General features: G+C 69.0%; 21 protein-coding genes, 1 other RNA gene and 1 pseudogene. 14 read left to right on the plus strand and 9 right to left on the minus strand.

What is annotated here, in order from left to right:
• Positions 1-9 precede the first annotated feature (9 nt).
• The 8 genes from C471_RS13595 (at position 10) to C471_RS13630 (ending at position 7,437) form a co-directional block, all read left to right on the plus strand.
• Positions 10-204 carry a DUF7333 family protein gene (locus C471_RS13595; RefSeq protein ID WP_004049995.1) on the plus strand — a complete coding sequence of 65 codons (195 nt, stop codon included), beginning with the start codon at positions 10-12 and terminating at the stop codon, positions 202-204.
• 85 nt (positions 205-289) lie between these two features.
• Positions 290-1,240 (plus strand): calcium/sodium antiporter, encoded by a 951-nt coding sequence (locus C471_RS13600; RefSeq protein WP_004049997.1) that lies wholly within the window; start codon positions 290-292, stop codon positions 1,238-1,240.
• Positions 1,241-1,375: 135 nt separating this feature from the next.
• Positions 1,376-2,797, plus strand: a complete 1,422-nt coding sequence (locus C471_RS13605) for a D-aminoacyl-tRNA deacylase (RefSeq protein WP_004049998.1) — start codon at positions 1,376-1,378, stop codon at positions 2,795-2,797.
• Positions 2,798-3,006: 209 nt separating this feature from the next.
• A complete protein-coding gene (gene ftsZ, locus C471_RS13610; protein WP_004049999.1) occupies positions 3,007-4,164 on the plus strand; it encodes a cell division protein FtsZ in 1,158 nt (385 codons plus the stop codon).
• A 127-nt stretch (positions 4,165-4,291) separates the two neighbouring features.
• Entirely contained in the window at positions 4,292-4,468 is a 177-nt protein-coding gene (locus tag C471_RS13615) for a protein translocase SEC61 complex subunit gamma (protein WP_004050000.1), read from the plus strand.
• The gene (locus C471_RS13620) at positions 4,468-4,920 is read left to right on the plus strand and encodes a transcription elongation factor Spt5 (RefSeq protein WP_004050001.1); all 453 of its coding nucleotides are present in this window, start codon (positions 4,468-4,470) and stop codon (positions 4,918-4,920) included. The genes C471_RS13615 and C471_RS13620 overlap by 1 nt, the downstream gene beginning before the upstream one ends.
• Before the next feature lie 124 nt (positions 4,921-5,044).
• On the plus strand, positions 5,045-6,007 hold the full coding sequence (artA, locus tag C471_RS13625; RefSeq protein ID WP_004050002.1) for an archaeosortase A: 963 nt from the start codon (positions 5,045-5,047) through the stop codon (positions 6,005-6,007).
• A gap of 182 nt (positions 6,008-6,189) precedes the next feature.
• Entirely contained in the window at positions 6,190-7,437 is a 1,248-nt protein-coding gene (locus C471_RS13630; protein ID WP_004050003.1) for an MgtC/SapB family protein, read from the plus strand.
• Between the two features lie 24 nt (positions 7,438-7,461).
• On the opposite strand, the gene C471_RS13635 is transcribed toward C471_RS13630, so the two are convergent.
• The 3 genes from C471_RS13635 to dph5 form a co-directional block, all read right to left on the minus strand.
• Positions 7,462-7,836, minus strand: a complete 375-nt coding sequence (locus tag C471_RS13635; RefSeq protein WP_004050004.1) for a CBS domain-containing protein — start codon at positions 7,834-7,836, stop codon at positions 7,462-7,464.
• 83 nt (positions 7,837-7,919) lie between these two features.
• Positions 7,920-8,306, minus strand: coding sequence for a CBS domain-containing protein (locus C471_RS13640; RefSeq protein ID WP_004050006.1), 387 nt, complete (start codon positions 8,304-8,306; stop codon positions 7,920-7,922).
• 78 nt (positions 8,307-8,384) lie between these two features.
• A complete protein-coding gene (dph5, locus tag C471_RS13645; protein WP_004050007.1) occupies positions 8,385-9,182 on the minus strand; it encodes a diphthine synthase in 798 nt (265 codons plus the stop codon).
• A gap of 197 nt (positions 9,183-9,379) precedes the next feature.
• Between dph5 and C471_RS13650 the strand changes: the two genes are divergently transcribed.
• The 3 genes from C471_RS13650 to lrpA1 all read left to right on the plus strand — a co-directional run bounded on the left by C471_RS13650 (position 9,380) and on the right by lrpA1 (position 12,772).
• Positions 9,380-11,275: a 2-oxoacid:acceptor oxidoreductase subunit alpha gene (locus tag C471_RS13650; protein ID WP_004050010.1), complete on the plus strand. Its 1,896-nt coding sequence runs from the start codon at positions 9,380-9,382 to the stop codon at positions 11,273-11,275.
• 2 nt (positions 11,276-11,277) lie between these two features.
• On the plus strand, positions 11,278-12,216 hold the full coding sequence (locus C471_RS13655) for a thiamine pyrophosphate-dependent enzyme (protein WP_004050012.1): 939 nt from the start codon (positions 11,278-11,280) through the stop codon (positions 12,214-12,216).
• Positions 12,217-12,343: 127 nt separating this feature from the next.
• The gene (gene lrpA1 / locus C471_RS13660; RefSeq protein ID WP_004050014.1) at positions 12,344-12,772 is read left to right on the plus strand and encodes an HTH-type transcriptional regulator LrpA1; all 429 of its coding nucleotides are present in this window, start codon (positions 12,344-12,346) and stop codon (positions 12,770-12,772) included.
• A gap of 7 nt (positions 12,773-12,779) precedes the next feature.
• Here lrpA1 and C471_RS17500 read toward each other — a convergent pair whose 3' ends face one another.
• The 4 genes from C471_RS17500 to C471_RS13680 all read right to left on the minus strand — a co-directional run bounded on the left by C471_RS17500 (position 12,780) and on the right by C471_RS13680 (position 17,741).
• Positions 12,780-13,274, minus strand: coding sequence for a hypothetical protein (locus tag C471_RS17500; protein WP_004050015.1), 495 nt, complete (start codon positions 13,272-13,274; stop codon positions 12,780-12,782).
• 60 nt (positions 13,275-13,334) lie between these two features.
• Complete coding sequence (locus C471_RS13670; RefSeq protein WP_004050016.1) at positions 13,335-13,871, minus strand: GNAT family N-acetyltransferase; 537 nt, start codon at positions 13,869-13,871, stop codon at positions 13,335-13,337.
• Between the two features lie 170 nt (positions 13,872-14,041).
• Complete coding sequence (gene ileS / locus C471_RS13675; RefSeq protein ID WP_004050017.1) at positions 14,042-17,194, minus strand: isoleucine--tRNA ligase; 3,153 nt, start codon at positions 17,192-17,194, stop codon at positions 14,042-14,044.
• Between the two features lie 79 nt (positions 17,195-17,273).
• Positions 17,274-17,741, minus strand: a complete 468-nt coding sequence (locus C471_RS13680) for a pyridoxamine 5'-phosphate oxidase family protein (protein WP_004050018.1) — start codon at positions 17,739-17,741, stop codon at positions 17,274-17,276.
• A gap of 105 nt (positions 17,742-17,846) precedes the next feature.
• Here C471_RS13680 and C471_RS13685 point away from each other — a divergent pair, with 105 nt between their 5' ends.
• Positions 17,847-18,872 carry an aldo/keto reductase gene (locus C471_RS13685; protein ID WP_004050019.1) on the plus strand — a complete coding sequence of 342 codons (1,026 nt, stop codon included), beginning with the start codon at positions 17,847-17,849 and terminating at the stop codon, positions 18,870-18,872.
• Between the two features lie 24 nt (positions 18,873-18,896).
• On the opposite strand, the gene C471_RS13690 is transcribed toward C471_RS13685, so the two are convergent.
• Complete coding sequence (locus C471_RS13690; protein ID WP_004050021.1) at positions 18,897-19,355, minus strand: hypothetical protein; 459 nt, start codon at positions 19,353-19,355, stop codon at positions 18,897-18,899.
• A 92-nt stretch (positions 19,356-19,447) separates the two neighbouring features.
• On the opposite strand from C471_RS13690, the gene C471_RS13695 reads away from it, so the two are divergent.
• Together C471_RS13695 and ffs are read left to right on the plus strand one after the other, a co-directional pair.
• Positions 19,448-19,861: a DUF7548 family protein gene (locus C471_RS13695; protein WP_004050024.1), complete on the plus strand. Its 414-nt coding sequence runs from the start codon at positions 19,448-19,450 to the stop codon at positions 19,859-19,861.
• Between the two features lie 74 nt (positions 19,862-19,935).
• Positions 19,936-20,247, plus strand: an RNA gene (gene ffs / locus C471_RS16650) — signal recognition particle sRNA.
• Positions 20,248-20,296: 49 nt separating this feature from the next.
• On the opposite strand, the pseudogene C471_RS13700 reads toward ffs, so the two are convergent.
• Positions 20,297-20,649 (minus strand): annotated as a pseudogene (locus C471_RS13700) (ATP-binding cassette domain-containing protein); the annotation flags it as partial.

Consider the following 20,649-nt stretch of genomic DNA (forward strand, 5'->3'; position numbering starts at 1 on the left):
ATCACGGGCATGGAGTTCGACCTCCCGCGTGCGGCCGGCATCGTCGCGCTCATCGTCGTCCTCGGGACCGTCGGGGTCGCTTTCGGGACGCCGATGGCGCTCCGGACGACGCTGATGATGGTGCTCCCCTCGATGGCCGTTTTCGGCGCCATCGCGTTCGTCCTCGGGATGAAACACGGCGAGTTCCGAGCGACGCGCGCCTGAGACGCTCCTCCAACTGCGACGCCGCGCGTACCTGCAACGGTCCCGAATCACGACGCTTTTTAAATATCGACGACAACCCGGAGCCGTGCTACTCGGGTCGCCGCTCACGGAACTCCTGCTGCTCGCCGGCGGCGCCGCCCTCCTGTACGCCGGCGCCGAACTGCTCGTCAAGGGCGCCAGCGACCTCGCGCTCGCGGTCGGCCTGAAGGCGTCGACGGTCGGGGTCACGGTCGTCGCGTTCGCGACCACGGCCCCCGAACTGTTCGTCTCCCTCCTCGGCGCGATCACGGTGTCGACCGACACCGGGCTGGGCGCGATCGTCGGTTCGAACATCGCCAACATCGGGCTCGTGCTCGGCGTCTCCGCGCTGATCCGCCCGCTCGACACCTCCCGGACCGTCTTCGAGCGCCACGTCCCGTTCATGGTGGTCGCCGCGCTGCTGCTCGTCGGCCTCGGGTGGGACGGACGGATCGGCGCCGTCGACGGCGTCCTCCTGCTCGCCGTACTCATCGCGTTCACCGTCGTCGTCATGCGGCGGGTCCAGCAGACTCAGTCCGGGATCTCGGCCGCCGAGCGCGCGGAGATGCCGGATGCCCGGCTCCGCGATGTTGCCTCCGTTGTCGGGGGTATCGTCGCGCTCATACTCGGCTCCCGCTGGCTGGTCGAGGGCGGGCAGTCGCTGCTCTCGGCGGCCGGCTTCTCCGACATCTTCATCGGGCTCACGGTGTTGGCGCTGGGGACCTCGCTGCCGGAGCTCGCCGCCAGCGTCGTCGCAGCGATCCGCGGCGAGGCCGAGTTCAGCGTGGGCAACGTGGTCGGATCGAACATCTACAACATCCTCGCGGTCATCGGCATCGTCGCGGTCATCACGCCGATCAGCGTGAGCCCCGGCGTGCGCGGCTTCGAGTTCCCCGCGCTGCTCGCGTTCACCGCCCTGCTGATCGGGCTGATGTACCACGGTGACCGTATCTCGCGGATCGACGGCGGCGTCCTCGTCGTCGGCTACCTCGTGTTCATCTACCTCCTGCTGCCGTGAACAAGGGGGTGGTGGTTTCAACCGAATTCCCGTCGCTCAGTCATACGCGATCGACGGGGCAGCCAGACGAACTCGTCACCGCGCTATCGACATCGTATCGACGGCTATTCGGTCGCCCGACCCCCACCGGCATCCGTGATAGCGATCGTCGTCAGCCGGGCCGACAGCGTCTCGGAACGCATCGGCGAGCACCTGCTCGACCTCGGCGACTGGGAGCGCCGCGACGACCCGAGCCGCCCCGACGCCGCCGGCGGCGGGACGTACTACCGGACCGACGGGTTCGAACTGCGGGAGTTCGACGACCTCCACATCGACCTGGAGGACCCCGCGGCCGCGTTCGGCGGCGGAGACCACGCGGCGGACGGAGACGGCGACGAATCCCCCGAGTTCCTCGCGTTCGTCTCCCGGCACTCCGGCGAGACGGGGGAACTACTGACCGCCCACGTCACCGGGAACTTCGGCCCCGCGCCGTACGGGGGCGAGCCTGGGACGCTGGCGCGGGCCGCGCCGGGCGCCGAGAAGCGCGTCGTCGAGGCGCTGGCGGAACACGCTCCCGAGGGGTACGACGTGGGGATCGAGTGCACCCACCACGGCCCGACCGCCACCTCGGTCCCGTCGCTGTTCATCGAACTCGGCTCCGACGAGCCGCAGTGGACCGACTCGGAGGCGGCCCGAGCGGTCGCGCGGGCGGTGCTCGACCTGCGGGGGACCGGCGCGGATCTGCTCGGCGGTGCAGGCGGGGCGACCGACGGGGGAGACGCGGGTCCCCGGCCCCGCCACGTCGTCGGCTTCGGCGGCGGCCACTACGCCCCGCGGTTCACCCGGATCGTCCGCGAGACCGAGTGGGCGGTGGGGCACGTCGGCTCCGACTGGTCGCTCGGAGACATGGGCGCGCCCGACGCGAACCGGGACGTGATCGAGCAGGCGTTCGCGCGGAGCCGCGCGGAGTTGGCCGTGATCGAGGGCGACAAGCCCGATCTGACGGCGACCGTCGAGGACCTCGGCTACCGCGTCGTGAGCGAGACGTGGGTGCGCGAGGTCGGCGATCGACCACTGCCGCTCATCGAGCGACTGGAGTCCGAGGTCGCGACGGTCGAGGAGGGGCTCCGGTTCGGCGAGGTCGTCCCCGAGTCACGCGACGAGACACGCGTCCGGGCGCTCCCGGAAGGCCTGCTCTCGCGGGCGCAAGGCGTGGACGCGGACGCGGCCCGCGCGGCGGTCGAGGCGAACGCGGTCGCGTTCGACACCGAGCAGGCCGGGACGCGAGCGGCGGGACGGGCCGCCTTCGCCGCTGACGAGGGAGCGCCCGGATACGGCGACCTCGTCGCGGATCTGGCGGCCGTGTTGGAGCGCGGGTACGACGCGGTCGAAGTCGACGACGACGCCGTGATCGCTCGCGAGACCGCGTTCGATCCGGCGCTGGCCGCCGAGCGGGGGGTCCCGGAGGGGCCGGCGTTCGGGCGGCTCGCCGACGGGGAGTCGGTCGACGTCGACGGCGAGACGGTCGCGCCCGAAGACGTGTCGCGGGCGCGGACGGAGCGGTTCCCGATCGAGTGACGTTCCGGCGGTGGCGCACCGGCGGTGCGACGGTTACGCGCCGGCGGGGCGACCGTCGCCGGCGGGGCGACCGCCGACGGGGCGCGACCTGTCGTTTTTGATCGATGATACGCGGAGTTCGCCGGCTCTGGAGAGCGTCTTCGGCCGTCTGACTCGCGTCAGACGATCGGGCAAAAATAAATACGTCCGGGTCGCAACCACACCATATAATGGACTCTATTGTAGAGGACGCCATCGACGAAGCAGAGGAATCCCCGGCGGACGACGCCGGGGAGGGCGGCACCGGCGGGAACGACGCAACCGCCGGCGCCACGCCACAGACCGGAACGATGACTGACGATGAACTGCAGGACGTCCTCCAGGACCTCCAGACGAACATCACCGTCGTCGGCTGCGGGGGCGCCGGCGGCAACACGGTCAACCGGATGACCCAGGAGGGGATCCACGGCGCGAAGCTCGTCGCCGCCAACACCGACGTTCAGCACCTCGTCAACATCGAGGCCGACACGAAGATCCTCATGGGCCAGCAGAAGACGCAGGGCCGCGGCGCCGGCTCCCTCCCGCAGGTCGGCGAGGAGGCCGCCATCGAGTCCCAAGAGGAGATACAGGACGCCATCGACGGCTCCGACATGGTGTTCGTCACCGCCGGGCTCGGCGGCGGCACGGGGACCGGGTCGGCGCCGGTCGTCGCGAAGGCCGCCCGGGAGTCGGGCGCGCTCACCATCGCCATCGTCACGACCCCGTTCACGGCCGAGGGCGAGGTCCGACGAACGAACGCCGAGGCCGGCTTGGAGCGGCTCCGCGACGTGAGCGACACCGTGATCGTCGTTCCCAACGACCGCCTGCTCGACGCGGTCGGAAAGCTCCCCGTCCGGCAGGCGTTCAAGGTGTCCGACGAGGTCCTGATGCGCTCGGTGAAGGGGATCACGGAGCTCATCACGATGCCGGGGCTCGTCAACCTCGACTTCGCCGACGTTCGCACCGTCATGGAGAAGGGCGGCGTCGCGATGATCGGGCTCGGCGAGTCCGACTCCGACTCGAAGGCGCAGGACTCGGTGAAGTCCGCGCTCCGGTCGCCGCTCCTCGACGTGGACATCTCCGGCGCGAACTCCGCGCTGGTGAACGTCACCGGCGGCACCGACATGTCCATCGAGGAGGCCGAGGGCGTCGTCGAGGAGATATACGACCGGATCGACCCCGACGCCCGGATCATCTGGGGGACCTCCGTCGACGAGGAGCTGGAGGGCGAGATGCGGACCATGATCGTGGTGACCGGCGTCGAGTCGCCGCAGATCTACGGCCGCAACGGCGAGGCGTCCGAGGGAGAGGCCTCGCCCGAGATGGAAGACATCGACTACGTGGAGTAACGCCGCTGTCGGCGGTGATCGGTCGTCTCAGACTGTTTCTCGCCGTTCTCGTTCGGATCGACCCGATCCGGTCCGCCCGTCTCGCATCAAAAGGTAAAAACCGGATCGACCCGAACTCTCTCGTAACATGGACGTTCCGTACGACCTCAACAGCTACATTCGGGTGCTGAAACTGGCGAGCACGCCGAGCACCGACGAGTTCCTCCAGGTGTCGAAGATCGCCGGGGCCGGAATCTTACTCATCGGCTTCATCGGCTTCCTGATGTTCGCGGTCATGAGCCTCCTGCCGGGGGTCGGCGCGTAATGCCGATCTTCTCGGTCAAGACCACCGCGAGCCAGGAGCGGACGGTCGCCGACATGCTCGCGGAGAAGGAGATGCCGGAGATCCAGGCCGTCATCGCCCCCGACCAGCTGACGAGCTACGTGATGGTCGAGGCCACCGACGGGAGCGTGTTCGCCCGGATCCTCGACGAGATCCCCCACGCCCGCGGCGTGATACAGGGCTCGGAAGGGCCGGCGAGAAGCCCCTTCTCCGAGGTCGAGCACTTCCTCTCGCCGACCCCCGACGTGGAGGGGATCGCCGAGGGCGACATCGTCGAGCTGATCGCCGGGCCGTTCAAGGGCGAGAAGGCTCGCGTCCAGCGCATCGACGAGGGGAAAGACCAGGTGACCGTCGAGCTGTACGAGGCGACCGTTCCGATCCCGGTGACGGTCCGCGGCGACCAGATCCGCGTGCTCGACTCGGACGAGCGCTGAGCGGTCCGAGCCCCTCTCCGTCCCCCTCCCCGTCTCCGTCTCTGTCTCCGTTTTCGCGCCCGGTTACTCGACGAGTCGTCGGCAACGACAAGGGCTTTATCCGACGACCACCGACCGTTCGGACATGTTCGGTTCCGGCGTGCCGGCGGTTCTGAGTCTGCTGCCGGACACGTTCACGTTCGCCTGGCTCGTCGCGATCCTCTTCGCGGTCGCGTGGCTGCTCGACAGCCGCGGGCTGGCGGCGGGCCGATCGCTCGCGGCCGGGACGTGGGCGCTGTTCGGACTCTTCTGGCTGTCGACGGTGCCGTACTTCGCGTTCGAACACCAGAGCTACGTCGAGTCGATCCTCGCCTTGGTCGGGGTGCCGGCCTGCATGTACGCCGGCTACCTCCTGTACAACGGGCGGGCGTCGCTGTTCACGCTCACGCGTGCGATCGCCATCATGCTGTTCATCTACCTCCCGTTCGAGACGATCCCGGCGTTCACCTTGGGCGGTGTCGCCTTCCCCGAGCCCCGCCGGATTCTCATCGAGATCGTCGCGACCCAGACCGGGATGCTCATCGACCTGCTCGGCTACGCGCCCGAGCGGGTGGCGAGCAGCGAGGGGTACAACGCGGCCTACCTGTGGACGCTCGACGACGGCCACACCTACCGGATCGACATCGTGCTCGCCTGCACGGGGCTCGGGAGCATGGCGATCTTCGGCGGACTCGTCGCCGCGGTCGAGGCGCCCCTGCGGCGGAAGATCCGCGGGCTCGCGGTGTCGGTCTCGCTCATCTACGTCCTCAACATCCTCCGGACGACGTTCATCTCGGTCGTCGCGGGCAACCAGTACATGCAGTGGTACCCGGACCTCGTGTTGGCGATGTTCGGCGCGAGCGACCCCTATCGGGTATCGTTCCTGATCTCCGATCGGATCATGAGCCAACTGCTCGCGGTCGTGGCGCTGATCGGGATCACCTTCCTCGTGGTGCGGGAGCTGCCGGAGCTCGCGGTCATCCTCGAAGACGTGCTCTACCTGCTCACCGGCGACGAGCACGACCTGACGGAGGCGCTCGACCTCCCGCGGGAGCCGACCAATCGCTGACGCGGCCCCGGCGCCGAGGCGCCGACGGCTAGATACCGGTATATAGTAAGCTATAGGCGTCGCTGCCGACTGCGTCGGCGTATGGACGCGACGGCTCGGTCGGAGGAGCAGTCCCGAGACCGGTGGGCGCGGCGACCGCGGACTCGACGGCGAGAGCGGAGGCGACGCCGGGGTGACGCCCCGTGTTGAGCGCCGTCGACCCGCTCGTCTACCTCCAGACGAACGTCTCGAAGCTGGTCTTGGCGACCGCGCTGGGGATGTTTCTCGGACTGGAGCGGGAGTGGTCCCAGAAGTCCGCGGGGATCCGGACGTTCGCGCTGATCGGTCTCGCGGCGGCCGTCTTCTCGCTGCTCGACAACGACGGGCTCTTGATCGTCGGCGGCGTGTTGATCGTCGCCATCGCGGTGCTGCTCGCCGTCCGGAGCTTCGTCGAGGAGGCGGTCGACGGGCTCTCGCTGACCACGTCGGTGTCGATGCTCGTCACGTACGGGGTCGGCGCGCTCGTCGCCGAGGACTTCTTCATCGAGGCGGTGACGGTGGCCGTGCTCTCCTCGCTCCTGCTCGTGTTGAAGCGGGAGCTTCACCAGTTCGCGTGGGGACTCTCGCGGGAGGAGGTCCGCAGCGCGGTGGAGTTCACGATCCTCGCGTTCGTCGTCTTCCCGCTGCTCCCGGCGGAGACGATCGACCCGTGGGGCGCGGTCCAGCCGCGTCTCATCTGGTCGCTGGTCGTCGCGGTCAGCGCGATCGGCTTCGCCAACTACGTGCTCGTGAAGCGGTACCAGGGACGCGGCTACGCGGTCACCGGCTTCTTCGGCGGGCTCGTGAACTCCACCGCGGTCGTCGCGGAGATGGCCAAGCGCGCCAAGGGACGGGCGGAGCTGCGCAACATCGCCGTCGGTTCGATCCTGCTGGCGAACGCCGCGATGGCCCTCCGGAACGCTGCGGTCGTCGCCGCCTTCGTCCCCGAGGCCGCTCTCACCGTCGGCGCGCCGCTCGGCGCGATCACGGTCGCCGGCGTTCTCGTCGCGATGTGGCGCAGCGACTGGCGAACCGCGATGGAGGCGGAGCTCACCTCGCCGTTCAGCCTCCGGAACGCCCTGAGCTTCGGAGCGCTGTTCGTCCTCGTGCTCCTCGTCTCGGCGGGCGCCGAGCGGACGTTCGGGGCGGGCGGGTTCGTCGCCACGTCGTTCCTCGCTGGACTCGTCTCCTCGGGGACGGCGACGGCCACGGCGGTCTCGCTTCTGGGGACCGAACAGATCACGGTCGACACCGCGGTCGCGGGGGTCGTCGCGGGGACGGCCGCGAGCGTCCTCGTCAAGACGGTCTTCGCCGCGAGCATCACGCGGGACTTGGTCCGGCCGGTGCTGTTCTGGAACCTCGTGTTGATCGCGGCGGGGATCGCGGTCGGTGCGCCGTTGCTCCTCCTGTAACCGCCGCGAGAGCCGTCGACCCGCTTACGACAGGTGTTCGGCCACGTCGGTCGACGACACCATTCCCACGTAGTCGTCGTCGACGACGGGGAGGTGTTTCACGCCGTACATCGTCATCATCGCCGCCACCTCCTCCATCAGGAGGTCCGGTGTCACGGTCTCGACGTTCTCGGTCATCACGTCTCGGACGACCGCCTCGTCGAGGTCGCGGCCCGCCGCGACGGCCCCGACGATGTCGCTCTGGGTGACGATACAACCGCCGCCGGTCGTCACGACGAGCGCGCTGATGTCGTCGTCGCTCATCCGGCGCGCCGCCTCTCGGAGCGGCTCGTCGGCCCCGATCGTCTCCAGCGGCGTCGACATGACCTCGCTGACGCGGGTCCGGTCGTTCAGATCCATACCTGTCGTGTGTTACCACACCAGATTACTCTTCCGGCTGGCGCAAGGCGGCGACGGCGCCGTCACCGCTCCGGGCGCGTCGGCTACCGCCTCCCAGAGAGGTACGCCGTGAGGTCCGTCGTCGACACCATCCCGATCAGCGCCCCGTCCCTGTCGACGACGGGAAGGTGGGTGTACCCGTGTGCGGTCGGCTCGGCGAGCTCCTCGACCGTGTCGTCGGGGCCGACCGTCACCACGTCGGTCGTCATGAACGCCTCGACCGGCGTCTCGTCTTCGGGGTCGTTCTCGCGGACGAGCGAGACGAAGTCGGTCGCGGTGATCAACCCCTTCAGTCGGTGATCCCCGTCGACGACGAGAATCGAGTTCTTCCCGGTTTCGAGCATGTGTCGGGCGGCCGTTGCGGCCGAGGCGCCCGACTCGATGGTGAGCAGATCGGTCGACATGAGCCGCTCGACGGCGAGGTCAGCCATGTGGCGTGATAACGCGGGCGGGGGTCATCAAACGTAGGGTCGGACGGTCGACCGCGGCGGTGGCTCCCCCGGAGCGTATCACTCCTCGACGAGGTCCGCCGGCGCGCCCGCCAGCCCCGCGAGCGCCTCGGCCTCGACGTGGTGGAGGTCGCCGGGGATCACGAGGAGGTGGAGCGGAGCGCCGAACTCCCGATCTGCGAGCGCGCTCAGCCGATCGGCGGCGACGACCGAGTCCGGCGCGCCGGCGCGGGCGACGACGACCGCGAGCGCGTCTTCCCACTCGTCGGCGAGCAGGCCGGCGGCGACGTCGGCGGTCATGTACTCCTCGTGGTCCGGGTCGGGACCGGTCGGGCCGGTGCCGACCTTGATGTCGAGGTAGACGACGGTGTGGAGCCCGCGCTCGCGGTTCGCCTCGATGGTGTCGATCACGCTTCCCGGTACGTCGTCGCCGCCGTGAGCGTACGGGAAGGGGAGCGTCGTCGCCTTGCCGAACCGGTAGTTCTGGAGCCCGGTGAGACTCGACGCGGCCGACTGGGCGGTCACGCCGTGGACCACGCGGGTGTCGATCCCACGCTCCTCCGCGCGCAGCCGGAGGTCGGTGTGGGTCGTCGAGATCATCGTGTCGCCGGCGGTGAGGAACGCGGCGTGGCCCTCTTCCGCCGCCGCGAGAATGGCCTCCGGGTCCCGCTCGACGCCCTCGCGCGACCGGACCTCTATCTCGGCGTCGTGGTACGACTCAAGGTCCTCGACGTCGGCCCCGACCAGCTTGCTGGTGTAGAACTCCGCGAAGACTCGGTCGGCGGACCGGAGCGCCTCGCGCCCCTCGACGGTGATCGACCGCTCGTCGTAGAGGCCGAGACCGATGAACGTGATCATACGTCTCGTCGGGCTGGCGGCGAGTAAAAGGGTGCGGAAGGGCGCCGCGGCGGCGACGAAGAGTGGCCGATCCCAACGGTCGGGGGTGACCGATCCTAAAGGTCCTACATGATCGTCTCTTGTGATTCCATAGCAAGCCCTAAGAGGTAACCAACATAACCACAGGGCACGAGGCCCTCACGGGCTCACATACCACTATGACTGACGACGAACTCATCTGGCGGATATCGGGGGGATCCGGTGACGGGATCGCTTCGACCAGCCAGAACTTCGCGAAAGCCTTGATGCGATCGGGGCTCAACGTCTTCACGCATCGCCACTACCCGTCTCGGATCCGCGGGGGTCACACCTACACCGAGGTCCGCGCGTCCTCGGACCCGGTGAACTCCCGAGGAGACGGGTACAACTTCCTGCTCGCGCTCGGCGACTCGTTCGCCCGCAACCCGCAGGAGGAGGCCGTCTACGGGAACGAGGAGATCAAGCCGCTCTCGGAGAACTTGGACGAGCTCCGAGAGGGCGGGGTCATCGTGTACGACGAGGGACTCTTAGACGCCTCCGAGATACCGGACTTCGAGGAGCGCGCCGAGGAGAACGACTGGCACGTATACCCCCTCGACCTCCGCGGGCTCGCCCGCGACCAGGGCCGAGAGGTCATGCGCAACACCGCCGGCGTCGGCGCGACCTGCGCGCTGACCGGGATGGACCTCGACCACGTTCAGGACCTGATGCGCGACGCGATGCCGGAGAAGATCCTCGAACCGAACCTCGAGATCCTCCAGATCGCGTACGATCAGGTGCGCGAGGAGCACGACGTGGACGCCCCGGACGTGTCGGTGCCGACCGGCGAGCACGACGAGACGCAGCTGCTCATGTCCGGCTCGGACGCCATCTCCTACGGCGCCATCGACGAGGGCTGCCGGTTCATCGCCGGCTACCCGATGACGCCGTGGACCGAGGTGTTCACCATCATGACGAAGAACCTGCCGAAGCTCGGCGGGATCTCCGAGCAGGTCGAAGACGAGATCGCCGCGGCCGCGCTCGCGGTCGGGGCCTCACACGCCGGCGTGAAGGCCATGTCCGGCTCCTCCGGCGGCGGCTTCGCGCTGATGTCGGAGCCGCTCGGGCTCGCCGAGATGACGGAGACGCCCGTCGTCCTCGTCGAGGCCATGCGCGCCGGTCCGTCGACCGGGATGCCGACGAAGCCGGAGCAGTCCGACCTCGAACACGTCCTGTACACCTCGCAGGGCGACTCCCAGCGCGTCGTTCTGGCTCCGGGGACCGTCGAGGAGGCGTACGAGCAGTCGCGGATCGCCTTCCGACTGGCCTACGAGTACCAGATCCCGTCGATCCTCCTGTACGATCAGAAGCTCGGCGGCGAGATGACGAACGTCCCGAAGAGCCACTTCGACCGCGAGCCGAACCCGACGCTCGGGAAGACGCTCTCTGAGGACGCGCTCGCCGACGAGCCGCACTCGGCCGACGGGAAGTTCCACCGGTTCCAGCACGACGTCGAGGACGGCGTCTCCCCGCGGTCGATCCCCGGCCAGAAGGGCGGTCGCTTCCTCGCGACCGGCAACGAGCACGACCCGACCGGCCACATCGCCGAGTCGCCCGACAACCGCGTCGCGCAGATCGACCGGCGGACCCAGAAGCTGGAGGCGATCCGCGCCGACCTCGACACCGTCGACACCGGCTCGTACGCCGGCCCCGACGACGCCCAGTACGGCATCCTCACGTTCGGGAGCCAGCAGGGCACCGTCGAGGAGGCGGTCGGTCGGCTCAACGACGCCGGCGTCTCGGTGAAGTCGTACGGCGTCTCCGACATGCTCCCGTTCCCGACGGAGCAGGTCGAGGCGTTCGTCGAGAGCGTCGACGAAGTTCTCGTCGTCGAGATGACGGCGTCCGGACAGTTCCGCGGGCTCGTTCAGAAGAACCTCGGCCGCTACGGCGAGAGGCTGTCGAGTCTGCTGAAGTACAACGGGAACCCGTTCGAGCCGGCGGAGATCGTCGACGGGTTCGAGGCCGCGATCATCGAGGGCGACGGCGACGCGTCCGGCCATCAGACCACCTTCGTCCCAGCCGCAGGTGACTAACAATGAGCACGTTTTCAGCAATCGGAGAGGAACGAGAGATCGACCGCGACGAGTACACGCCCGGCGTCGAGCCCCAGCCGACCTGGTGTCCCGGCTGCGGTGACTTCAGCGTCCTGAAGGCGCTCAAGCAGGCGCTCCCCGAGGTCGGCCGCTCGCCCGAGGAGACGCTGCTGTGTACCGGGATCGGCTGTTCCGGCAAGCTGAACAGCTACCTGGACACGTACGGGTTCCACACGATTCACGGGCGCTCGCTGCCCGTGGCCCGCGCCGCGAAGCTCGCGAACCCCGACCTCGAAGTGATCGCCGCCGGCGGCGACGGCGACGGCTACGGGATCGGCGGGAACCACTTCATCCACACGGCCCGGGAGAACCACGACATGACGTACATCGTCTTCAACAACGAGATCTTCGGGCTCACGAAGGGGCAGACCTCCCCGACCAGCCCGAAGGGCCACAAGTCGAAGACGCAGCCGTCCGGCAGCGCCAAGGAGCCGATCAAGCCGCTCTCGATGTCGCTGAACGCCGGCGCCTCCTACGTCGCCCGGACCGCCGCGGTCAACCCGAACCAGGCCAAGGAGATCCTGATCGAGGCGATCGAACACGACGGCTTCGCGCACGTCGACTTCCTCACCCAGTGTCCGACCTGGAACAAGGACGCGCGCCAGTACGTCCCGTACATCGACGTCAACGAGTCCGACGACTACGACTTCGACAAGACTGACCGCGTCGAGGCCGCGGAGATGATGCGCGAGACCGAGGAGTCGCTCTACGAGGGCGAGGTCCTCACCGGCCGCTTCTACGTCGACGAGGACCGTCCCTCGTACGGCGCCGAGAAGCAGGCGATCGGCGAGATGCCCGAGGAGCCGCTGGCCGAGCGCTACTGGGACGACGACTACGAGTGGGAGCGCTCCCACGACATGTTCCTCGACAAGCACGCCTGACGCATCGACAGGCACGCCTGTCGCGGCCATAGGCCAGACCGCCCGCCGGTCCCGCCGCGGTTCGTCGTCCGTTCGTCTCGTTTTTCGTTTCGCAAGGTATTTTTTCTGTGGTGACAAAGCGATAGTCATGAGTACGGTATCGACGGAGGAACGGATCCTGTCGGTGTTAGAGGAGGACGCGCAGGCCTCCTGCGCGGAGATCGCCGACCGGGCCGACGTGTCGAAGCCGACGGTGCGGAAGTACATCGACCGCCTCGAAGAGAAGGGCGTGATCGTCGGCTACTCCGCGGAGATCGACCCGAAGAAGCTCTCCTCGCAATCGATCGCGATGGTCGGGATGGACGTCGACTCGGGGAAGTACGTGGGCGCGACCCGGAAGCTGAAGGAGCTCGACGAAGTACAGGCGCTGTACACCTCTTCCGGCGACCACATGCTCATGGCCGAGGTCCGCGCCGGCGACGGCGACGAGCTCGGCGACGTCATCTCCGAGAAGCTCCTCGGCGTGGACGGCGTCACCGCGGCGCACCCCTCGTTCCTCCAGGAACGCCTGAAGTGACGGCGGCTCACCGGTAGGCGGCCGCGACGAGCACCGTCGAGACCGCGGCGACGGACAGCGCCGCCGCGGCGATCGCGAGTTCGCCCGCCTCCAGCAGGACCGCGGCGAGCGGGACCGAAAGCAGCGCACCGACCCACATGACCGCGCCGCCGAGCCGCCTCGCTCGCTCCCTGTCCGCGTTCGGCGTCGTCAGGATCTCGCGGCGGTCGCGGTACCGGACGAGTCCCCCGAGGGCGACGGCTCCCGCGGCGGTCGCACCGAGCACGGCGACGGCGATGGTCCGGTCCGGAACCTCGAACGCGATAGCGGCGGCGACGGCGAGCAGGAAGGCGCCGGTCCCGCCGAGCACGACGGCGTTCGAGCGGGCGCCGGCGTCGTCTCGATCGTCCACTCCGTAGAGGCGCCGGAGGCGGCTGCCGGTCGGGAGGCTCGCGATGGCGATGAGAAGCAGCGCGCCGCCCAGCGCGACGAGGAGGGCGGCTCCGATGTCGACGCGGGTCATAGAGGCGATCCGTCTGTCAATCACATCGTTCCGGACGCGTGCGGGTCGCGCGCTCGATGGTCACCGAAGCGCGTCCACGTCGGCCACGACGATCGACTCGTCGCCGGCCGGGCCGCGACGGGTGCCGCGGTGAACGAACCCGTGTGCGCTGAAGAACTCCGTGGCGCCGGGGCTGTCGGTGGGGACGCTTGCCCGGAGCGTGCCGACGCCGCGGTCGATCACCGATGACGCGACGCGCGAGAGCAGTTCGCTCGCGACGCCCTCGCCGGCGTGGTTCGGATGGACCCACAGCGCGAGGAGTTCCGCCTCGCGGTCGCCCTCGCTCGCGTCACCGTGTTCGTCGGTCGATTTCTCCGCGTTCGTCGATTCGGCGGTCGACTCCTCCCCGTCGGGATGGGCGATGGCGACGCCCACCGGCCCCTCCTCGTCCTCCATGAGGAACGACCACTCGGCCTCCGCGGCGGCCTCGCGGACGCCGGCAGCGGACACGTCGAGAAGAGGGGCTCCGATGTCGTCGAAGACGGTCGCCTCGCGGGCCCGCGAGACGGCCGTTCGTAGCGCCTCCGCATCGTCGGGTCGCGCCGCCCGGACATGCATGTATGACCGTGGGTGAAGAAGTCACCTATAGGTTTCGGGACGACAACGTTTCACGGGGTACTGAGAACTGAAGTAGTAAAAACGATCAGTTATGGGTCGGTTCGGTGTCTGACATCTCCGCCATCACACGGATCGGAACGCGTTCTCCGGCGGAGATACCGATCCGATCGTCACGCGACCGGTTCGATCCCGATCGTGATGTCGACGCCTTCGACCTCCCACTCCTCCACGAGGCCGCCCGTCGCGTCCGCGGCGTCGCTCGGGTCGTCGAGCCACGCGTCGGCGCGCACCTCGCCGGCGATCAGGTCGGCGTGCTCGTCGACGAAGCCGGCCACCCGGTCGTCGTCGACCGCGACGCCGACGCGGATCCGAGCCTCCACGTCCAGATCGAGCTCCTTGCGCATCTCCTGTATCCGGCGGATCACGTCGCGAGCGTATCCCTCGGACTCGATATCGGGCGTCAGGGAGGTATCGACGTAGACGGCGCCGCCGTCGAAGTCGGCGCCGGAGACGTGCTCCGGCGGCTCCGCGACGTACTCGACCATCTCGTCGTCGAGGTCGACGGGCTCGCCGTCGACGGTCACCTCGCCGCCCTCGACCGCGGCGCGGGTCGCGCCCTGTACCGCCTCCATCACCTTTTGGGCGTCGGCGCCGAATGCGGGACCGATCGCGGCCATCTGCGGCTCGGCGGTCTCGACCAACTCGTCGAAGGCGTCGGTGACGGTCACCTCGCGGGCGTTGACGCGCTCGGCGATCAGCTCCGAGAGGCGCTCGACCGCGGCGGTCACCGTCTCGTCGTCGCTCTCGACGACCACGCGCGGCACGGGCCAGCGGAGCTTACGCCCGGCCTGCTGGCGCGCGTTCGCGGCGGCCTCCTCCACGTCGCGGAGGACGGCCACGTCGCGCTCGAGCTCGGGGTTCCGAAGGTCGCCGTCGGGCGCGGGGTAGTCGAGCTGGTGAACGGTCGTGGCCTCGCCGTCGAGCGTCTGGTACATGCGCTCGGTCATGTACGGCGCGATCGGCGCGAGCATCCGGGTCGTCTCGTCGAGGACGGTCGCGAGCGTCGCGTAGGCGCCCCGCTTCGAGGCGGAGTCGGACTCCTCCCACATGCGGTCGCGGACCGCCTTCACGTAGAACCGCGACACGTCCTGCGTGACGAACTCGATCACCGCGTTGACGGCGTCGCTGACGCGGTAGTCGGCCCACGCCTCCTCGACCTCCGTCTCGACGGACTGGAGCCGGGAGAGCACCCACTCGTCGGCGAGCTCGAGCTCGCCGTCGTCTAGGTCGGCGGCGGCGGGGTCGTAGCCGTCGAGGTCCATGTACTCCAGCGGGAACCGGAACACGTTCCAGAGGATGTTGAGCTTGCCCTGGATCTCGCCGAGCCCGTCCCACTCGAACGCGAGGTCGACGCCCTGCTGGTCGTGCGAGAGGAGGTAGGTGCGCAGCGGGTCGCGGCCGGCGCGCTCGATCGCCTCCTCGGGCGTGACGATGTTGCCGACGGACTTGGACATCTTGCGGCCGTCCTCGTCGTTGGCGAACCCGTGCATGAGGACCTCCTCGTAGGGAATCTCGCCGACGGAGGCGGTGCCCATCCCGAGCTGCGACCAGAACCAGCCGCGGGTCTGGTCGTGCGCCTCGACGATGAGGTCGGCGGGCCACAGCTCGTCGTGGGCGGTCTCGTCGCTCGGGTAGCCGAGCGTGCCCCACGAGGCGACCGAGGAGTCGAGCCACACGTCGAACACGTCCTCGACGCGGCGGTAGGTGGTCCCGTCCTCGACGATGGTCAGGCCGTCGACGGCGGGCCGGTGGAGGTCGATCGTCTCGGGGTCGACCTCCTCCTCGACGCGCTCGGCGAGCTCCTCGCGGGTGCCGATCACGATCATGTCCTCGTCGAGGTTCCCCGCCTCTGCGTCTTCCGGTACCCAGATCGGGATCGGGACGCCCCAGTAGCGCTGTCTGGAGACGTTCCAGTCGGGCGCGTCCTCGATGAAGTCGCGGAACCGGTTGTCGCGGGCCCACTGCGGGTGCCACTCGGACTCCTCCATGTTGTCGAGGAGGTCCTCCTTCACGTCCGTGATCGAGATGAACCACTGGTCGGTGACCAGCTGGATGATCCCGGTGTCACACCGCCAGCAGTGGCCGTAGCTGTGCTCGACGGTGCCGTGCGCGAGCATGTGGCCGTCGGCGACGAGGTCGTCGACGATGTCGTCGTTGGCGTCGCGGACGAACTGCCCGGCGTACTCGCCCGCGGCCTCGGTGAACTCGCCGTTGGGGCCGACCGGACAGTAAATGTCGAGCCCGAGATCGCTGCCGCGGTGGAAGTCCTCCTCCCCGTGGCCGGGCGCGGAGTGGACGAGCCCGGTGCGGTCGGCCTCCACGTAGTCGGCGGCGTACACCTGACCGGCCCCCTCGAAGTCGGGGTACTCGGCGACGCGGTCGGCGAGCGGGTGGTCGTACGCCCAGCCGACCAGTTCGTCGCCGGTGAGCTCCGCCTCGACCTCGTACTCCTCGTAGCGGCCCTCTCCGAGCACGTCCTCGACGCACTCCGCGGCGACGTAGAGCACCTCCTCCTCGCCGTCCCGCTCGGCGCGGACGGCGTTGTAGGTGAGCTCCTCGTCGACGGCGACGAAGGTGTTCGCGGGGATCGTCCACGGCGTCGTCGTCCAGATGACGAGGCTCCCCTCGCGGTCGGACAGGGGGAACTTCACGTAGATGGAGGGGTCCTCCACGTCCTCGTACTCGACCTCGTTGTTGGCGAGCCCGGTTTCACAGCGCGGGCACTGCGAGATGGAGCGTTTCCCCTGCTCGACGAGCCCGTTGTCGGCGACGTTGGAGAACGCCCACCAGGCGGCCTCCATGTACTCGGGGTCGATCGTCTCGTAGGGGTCGTCCCAGTCCATCCACACGCCGATCGACTTGAAGTCCTCGTCCATCGCCGCGCGGTTGGTGACCGCGAACTCCTTGCACTTCTCGATGAACGACTCCATCCCGTACTCCTCGATGTCCCGTTTGTTCTCGAAGCCGAGCTCCTCCTCGACTTTCACCTCGATCGGGAGCCCGTGCATGTCGTAGCCGGGGCGGTCGGTGACGCGGTGACCGGTCATCCGCTTGTGGCGGATGATCGCGTCCTTCAGCGTCTTGTTCCACGCCGTGCCGAGGTGCATCTGGCCGGAGGTGTACGGCGGCCCGTCCACGAAGAAGAAGGGCGGGTCGTCGGCGTGCGCCTCCTTCGCCGCCTCGTAGGCGTCGGTGTCGTCCCAGTATTCGTCGACCCCGGACTCGACGTCCGAGGGCGTATACTGGTCGTCGATCTCGTCCATATCCGTTGGTCTTCGCGCGCGTATTTGAATACGGCGGACTCGGCGTCAGTCCGGCGACATCGGCGTCACAGGACCGGCGTTAGCGGTCCGCAGCCGGCGTCGTTCGCCCCGTCACCGCGTCGATTTCGAACCCCGCGACGACGACGTTGATGTCTTCGATGGCCTCGTCGAACACCCGGATCGGGGTGAACTGGCGGTTGATCTCGGCGGTGTCGAAACGCTCGCGTTCAGCCTCGGACAGCTCGGTGAGCCGTCCGGTAACGACGACGCTCCACGAGTCAATCTCCTGCGGCTCGTCGGTCGGATCCGTGGCGTGGACGACGTAGCAAGCCGTTTCGGTCGCGTCCCAGAAATCCCGCTTCGTACTCCCGTCTCTCAGTCCGAGACGGAAGTAGAGCTTCTCGCCGTCGTAGTAGTGAGCCAGCGGTAGCGCGTACGCGTCGTTCCCCCGGGCGAGCGAGAGGACGCCGGACGCAGCCGTGCGTAACCGCTCAGCCGTCTCGGCGTCGTCCATCCCGCGAGTGTACGCGTACTCGATCTGTTCCATGATACCGATTCTTTCGACACCGGGTTAAATACCGGGTGCGGTGTGTGCCCGATCGGCCGAAACAAAGTCACGGTGTTTTATTCTCGCAGAACGGGTGGGCCGAGTATGGACTACCGACGGCTCGGCAACACGGGACTCAGCGTCTCCGAGCTCTGCTTCGGGACGTGGCGCTTCGGGCGGGAGACGAACGGCGTCGTCGAGACGGGCCGCGAGGAGGCGCACGAGCTCCTCGACGCCGCGGCTGACCACGGGATAAACTTCATCGACACCGCCGACGTGTACGGGACGCCGAACGGGAAAAGCGAGGAGTACATCGGCGAGTGGCTCGCGGAGCGCGACCGCGAGGACTACGTGATCGCCTCGAAGGTGTACTTCCCGTTCGACGGGCGCGGCGAGCCGGGCCCCAACGACTCGGGACTGGGGCGCAAGCACATTCGCGCACAGGTCGAGGGGACGCTCGACCGGCTCGACACCGACTACCTCGACGTGTACTACATCCACCGCTGGGACGAGGAGACGCCCATCGAGGAGACGATGCGCGTCCTCGACGAGCTGGTCTCGGAGGGGAAGGTGCACTACCTCGGCGCGTCGACGATGGCGGCGTGGCAGCTGACGAAGGCGCTGTGGACCGCCGACGCCAACGACTACGCCGGCTTCGACGTGGTCCAGCCGCTTCACCACGCCGGCTACTACGAGGACGTGAGCGAGTACCTCGACGTGTGCGCCGATCAGGACTTGGCCGTCTGTCCGTACTCCCCGCTCGCGGGCGGGTTCCTCACCGGGAAGTACGAGCGCGCCGACCCCGACGACCCCGAGCGGGTGATCGCGCCGGACGGCTCGCGGGCGAGCTTCGACGACCGGTTCGAGCGGTTCTACCTCTCCGAGCGCGGCTGGGAGGTGCTCGACGCGGTCCGCGAGGTCGCCGACGAGCTCGACGCGACGCCCGCGCAGACCGCGCTCGCGTGGCTCACGGAGTGGGACGAGTTCACCTGCGTCCCCATCGTCGGCGCGCGCACGACCGACCAGCTGGCCGAGAACGTCGCGGCGACCGACCTCGAACTCTCCGACGCGCAGTGGGACCGGATCATGGACGCGCGGTACGACCCGGACGGGAACCTCTGGGGCCACTGAGCGGACGAAACCGGAAACGCCGCGCTACGACTCGAAATCGGGGAGGTCGTCCGGCGCCTCGAACTCCGCCTCCCAGTCGATGTACTCCTCCTTCAGCGTCTCGCAGACGATCTGTCCGAGCTCCGTGAGCCCCGCGTTGATCGCGGAGACGGTGCCCCACGACTCTAGGTCCGGGTGGAGGTCGCGCTCCTTCCAGTCCTCGGGGAGGCCCGGCGCGTGGTAGCCCACCCGGTCGGCGAAGTCGTCCCAGAAGAAGTCGAACCGGGAGACCAACTCGAGGTCGAGCGCGATCCGCCAGTCCGCCTCGTCCATGTCGCTGCCGGCGGCCCACTCCTCGAACGCCTCTTCCCACGCGCCCTCGCGCAGGAACGCCTCCAGCTCGTCGCGGCGGTACTCGCCGCCGGCGACCTCCGCGTCCTCGTACTCGTTGGGGTCCACGGCGGCGAGTTCGGGCGGCTCCGGCGGGTCGACGTCGAGGGTCATGTGTCCCCCTCGACGCCGGCGACCCAAAACGCTACGGGAGCGCGCCGCCCCGATCCGGTCCTTTTACCGCCGTCCCCCACCGAGCCCCGGGCATGGAGATCCGCGACATCTCGCGTCGGGTGGGGATCGCCGCCGGCGTCGTCACGGTGCTCGCGCTCGGCGCGCCGTACGCGGTCCTGTCGGGGGGGACGTACGCGTCGCAGCTCGCCGACTACTACGCGTCGGGCGTCGTCGGCGCCGCCGGGATCGCGCTGTTCGCGCTGCTCAGCGTGGTCGTGGTCGCGTCGGTCGAACAGGGGAACCTCGACCCCGGAACGCTCGCCGGCGCCGCGGTCGTGCTGGGCGTCGCGACGACCCTGAGTGCGGCGACGTGGGCGCTGGCGATCGAGCCGAGCCCGATGTTCCGCGACAACCTCTGGCTGGTGTGGCACGCGCGCGCCGTCGTCGCGCTCTCCGTCCCGATACCGGTGGCCGCCGCCGCGTACGCCCGCGAGCTACTGGCGTAGCGTCCCGCGCGGCGTCGCGAACCGGACCGCTCTCCGCCGAACGAAAGGCCCTTAAGGTGCTGTCGTCTACCTCGAAGTGGACTAGGTCGGGCGGTTAGGCCCCGCTCGTCACCCGTGAGGTAGTCTTTAGCGGGGACCGAACAGCGGGCGCGTCCGGTCAGACCGGCGCGGGCCCCGAGAGCCAACGTGGAAGCCTCGTCCGCCGGGGACAGCGGTCCGCGACGCCCGCTCGCAGGAGCGGTCCGTCGCGGTTGGTCGGCGGCACCGGGTCAGGCGCGGAAGCGAGCAGCCCACTGCCGGACGCCCGTCGCTCGTCGGGTCGCGGGGTGGAGAAGGCAACCGGGATACCCCGCGCCGGAACGCCGGGCTACCCCGCCTGTCCGTCATTCATACCGTTTTCACAGCCGTTAGCGACGGGTCTCGTTCTGGAGGGCGTCACTCGTCCGATGCGTCGTTCCCGCGTACCGCGTCGAGCAGCTCGTCGTCGCCGAACTGGTTGCCGCCCTCGCCGTCGTCTCCGACGTACGCGACCCGATCGCTGGCCGCCAGGATCGCCGCGTTCGCTTCGGTACCGTCGCCCGGCTCTGCGTCCGCTTCCACGGCCGTTCCCGCCTCTCCGACCACGACCGTCACGTCGGCCTTCCGCGCGAGGGAGACGGCCTCGGCCCGCCGCTCGGCCGGGACCGCCGCGAACGGGGGCGCGGTCACGGCCCGCGCGTCCGCGTCGGCGGCGACGCCCGCGGCCGTGTCGCCCTCGGGGACGACGCCGACGGAGACGGCGTGGCCCA

Origin of the sequence: Halorubrum saccharovorum DSM 1137 (assembly GCF_000337915.1) — an archaeon.
Taxonomy (GTDB): Archaea; Halobacteriota; Halobacteria; order Halobacteriales; family Haloferacaceae; genus Halorubrum; species Halorubrum saccharovorum.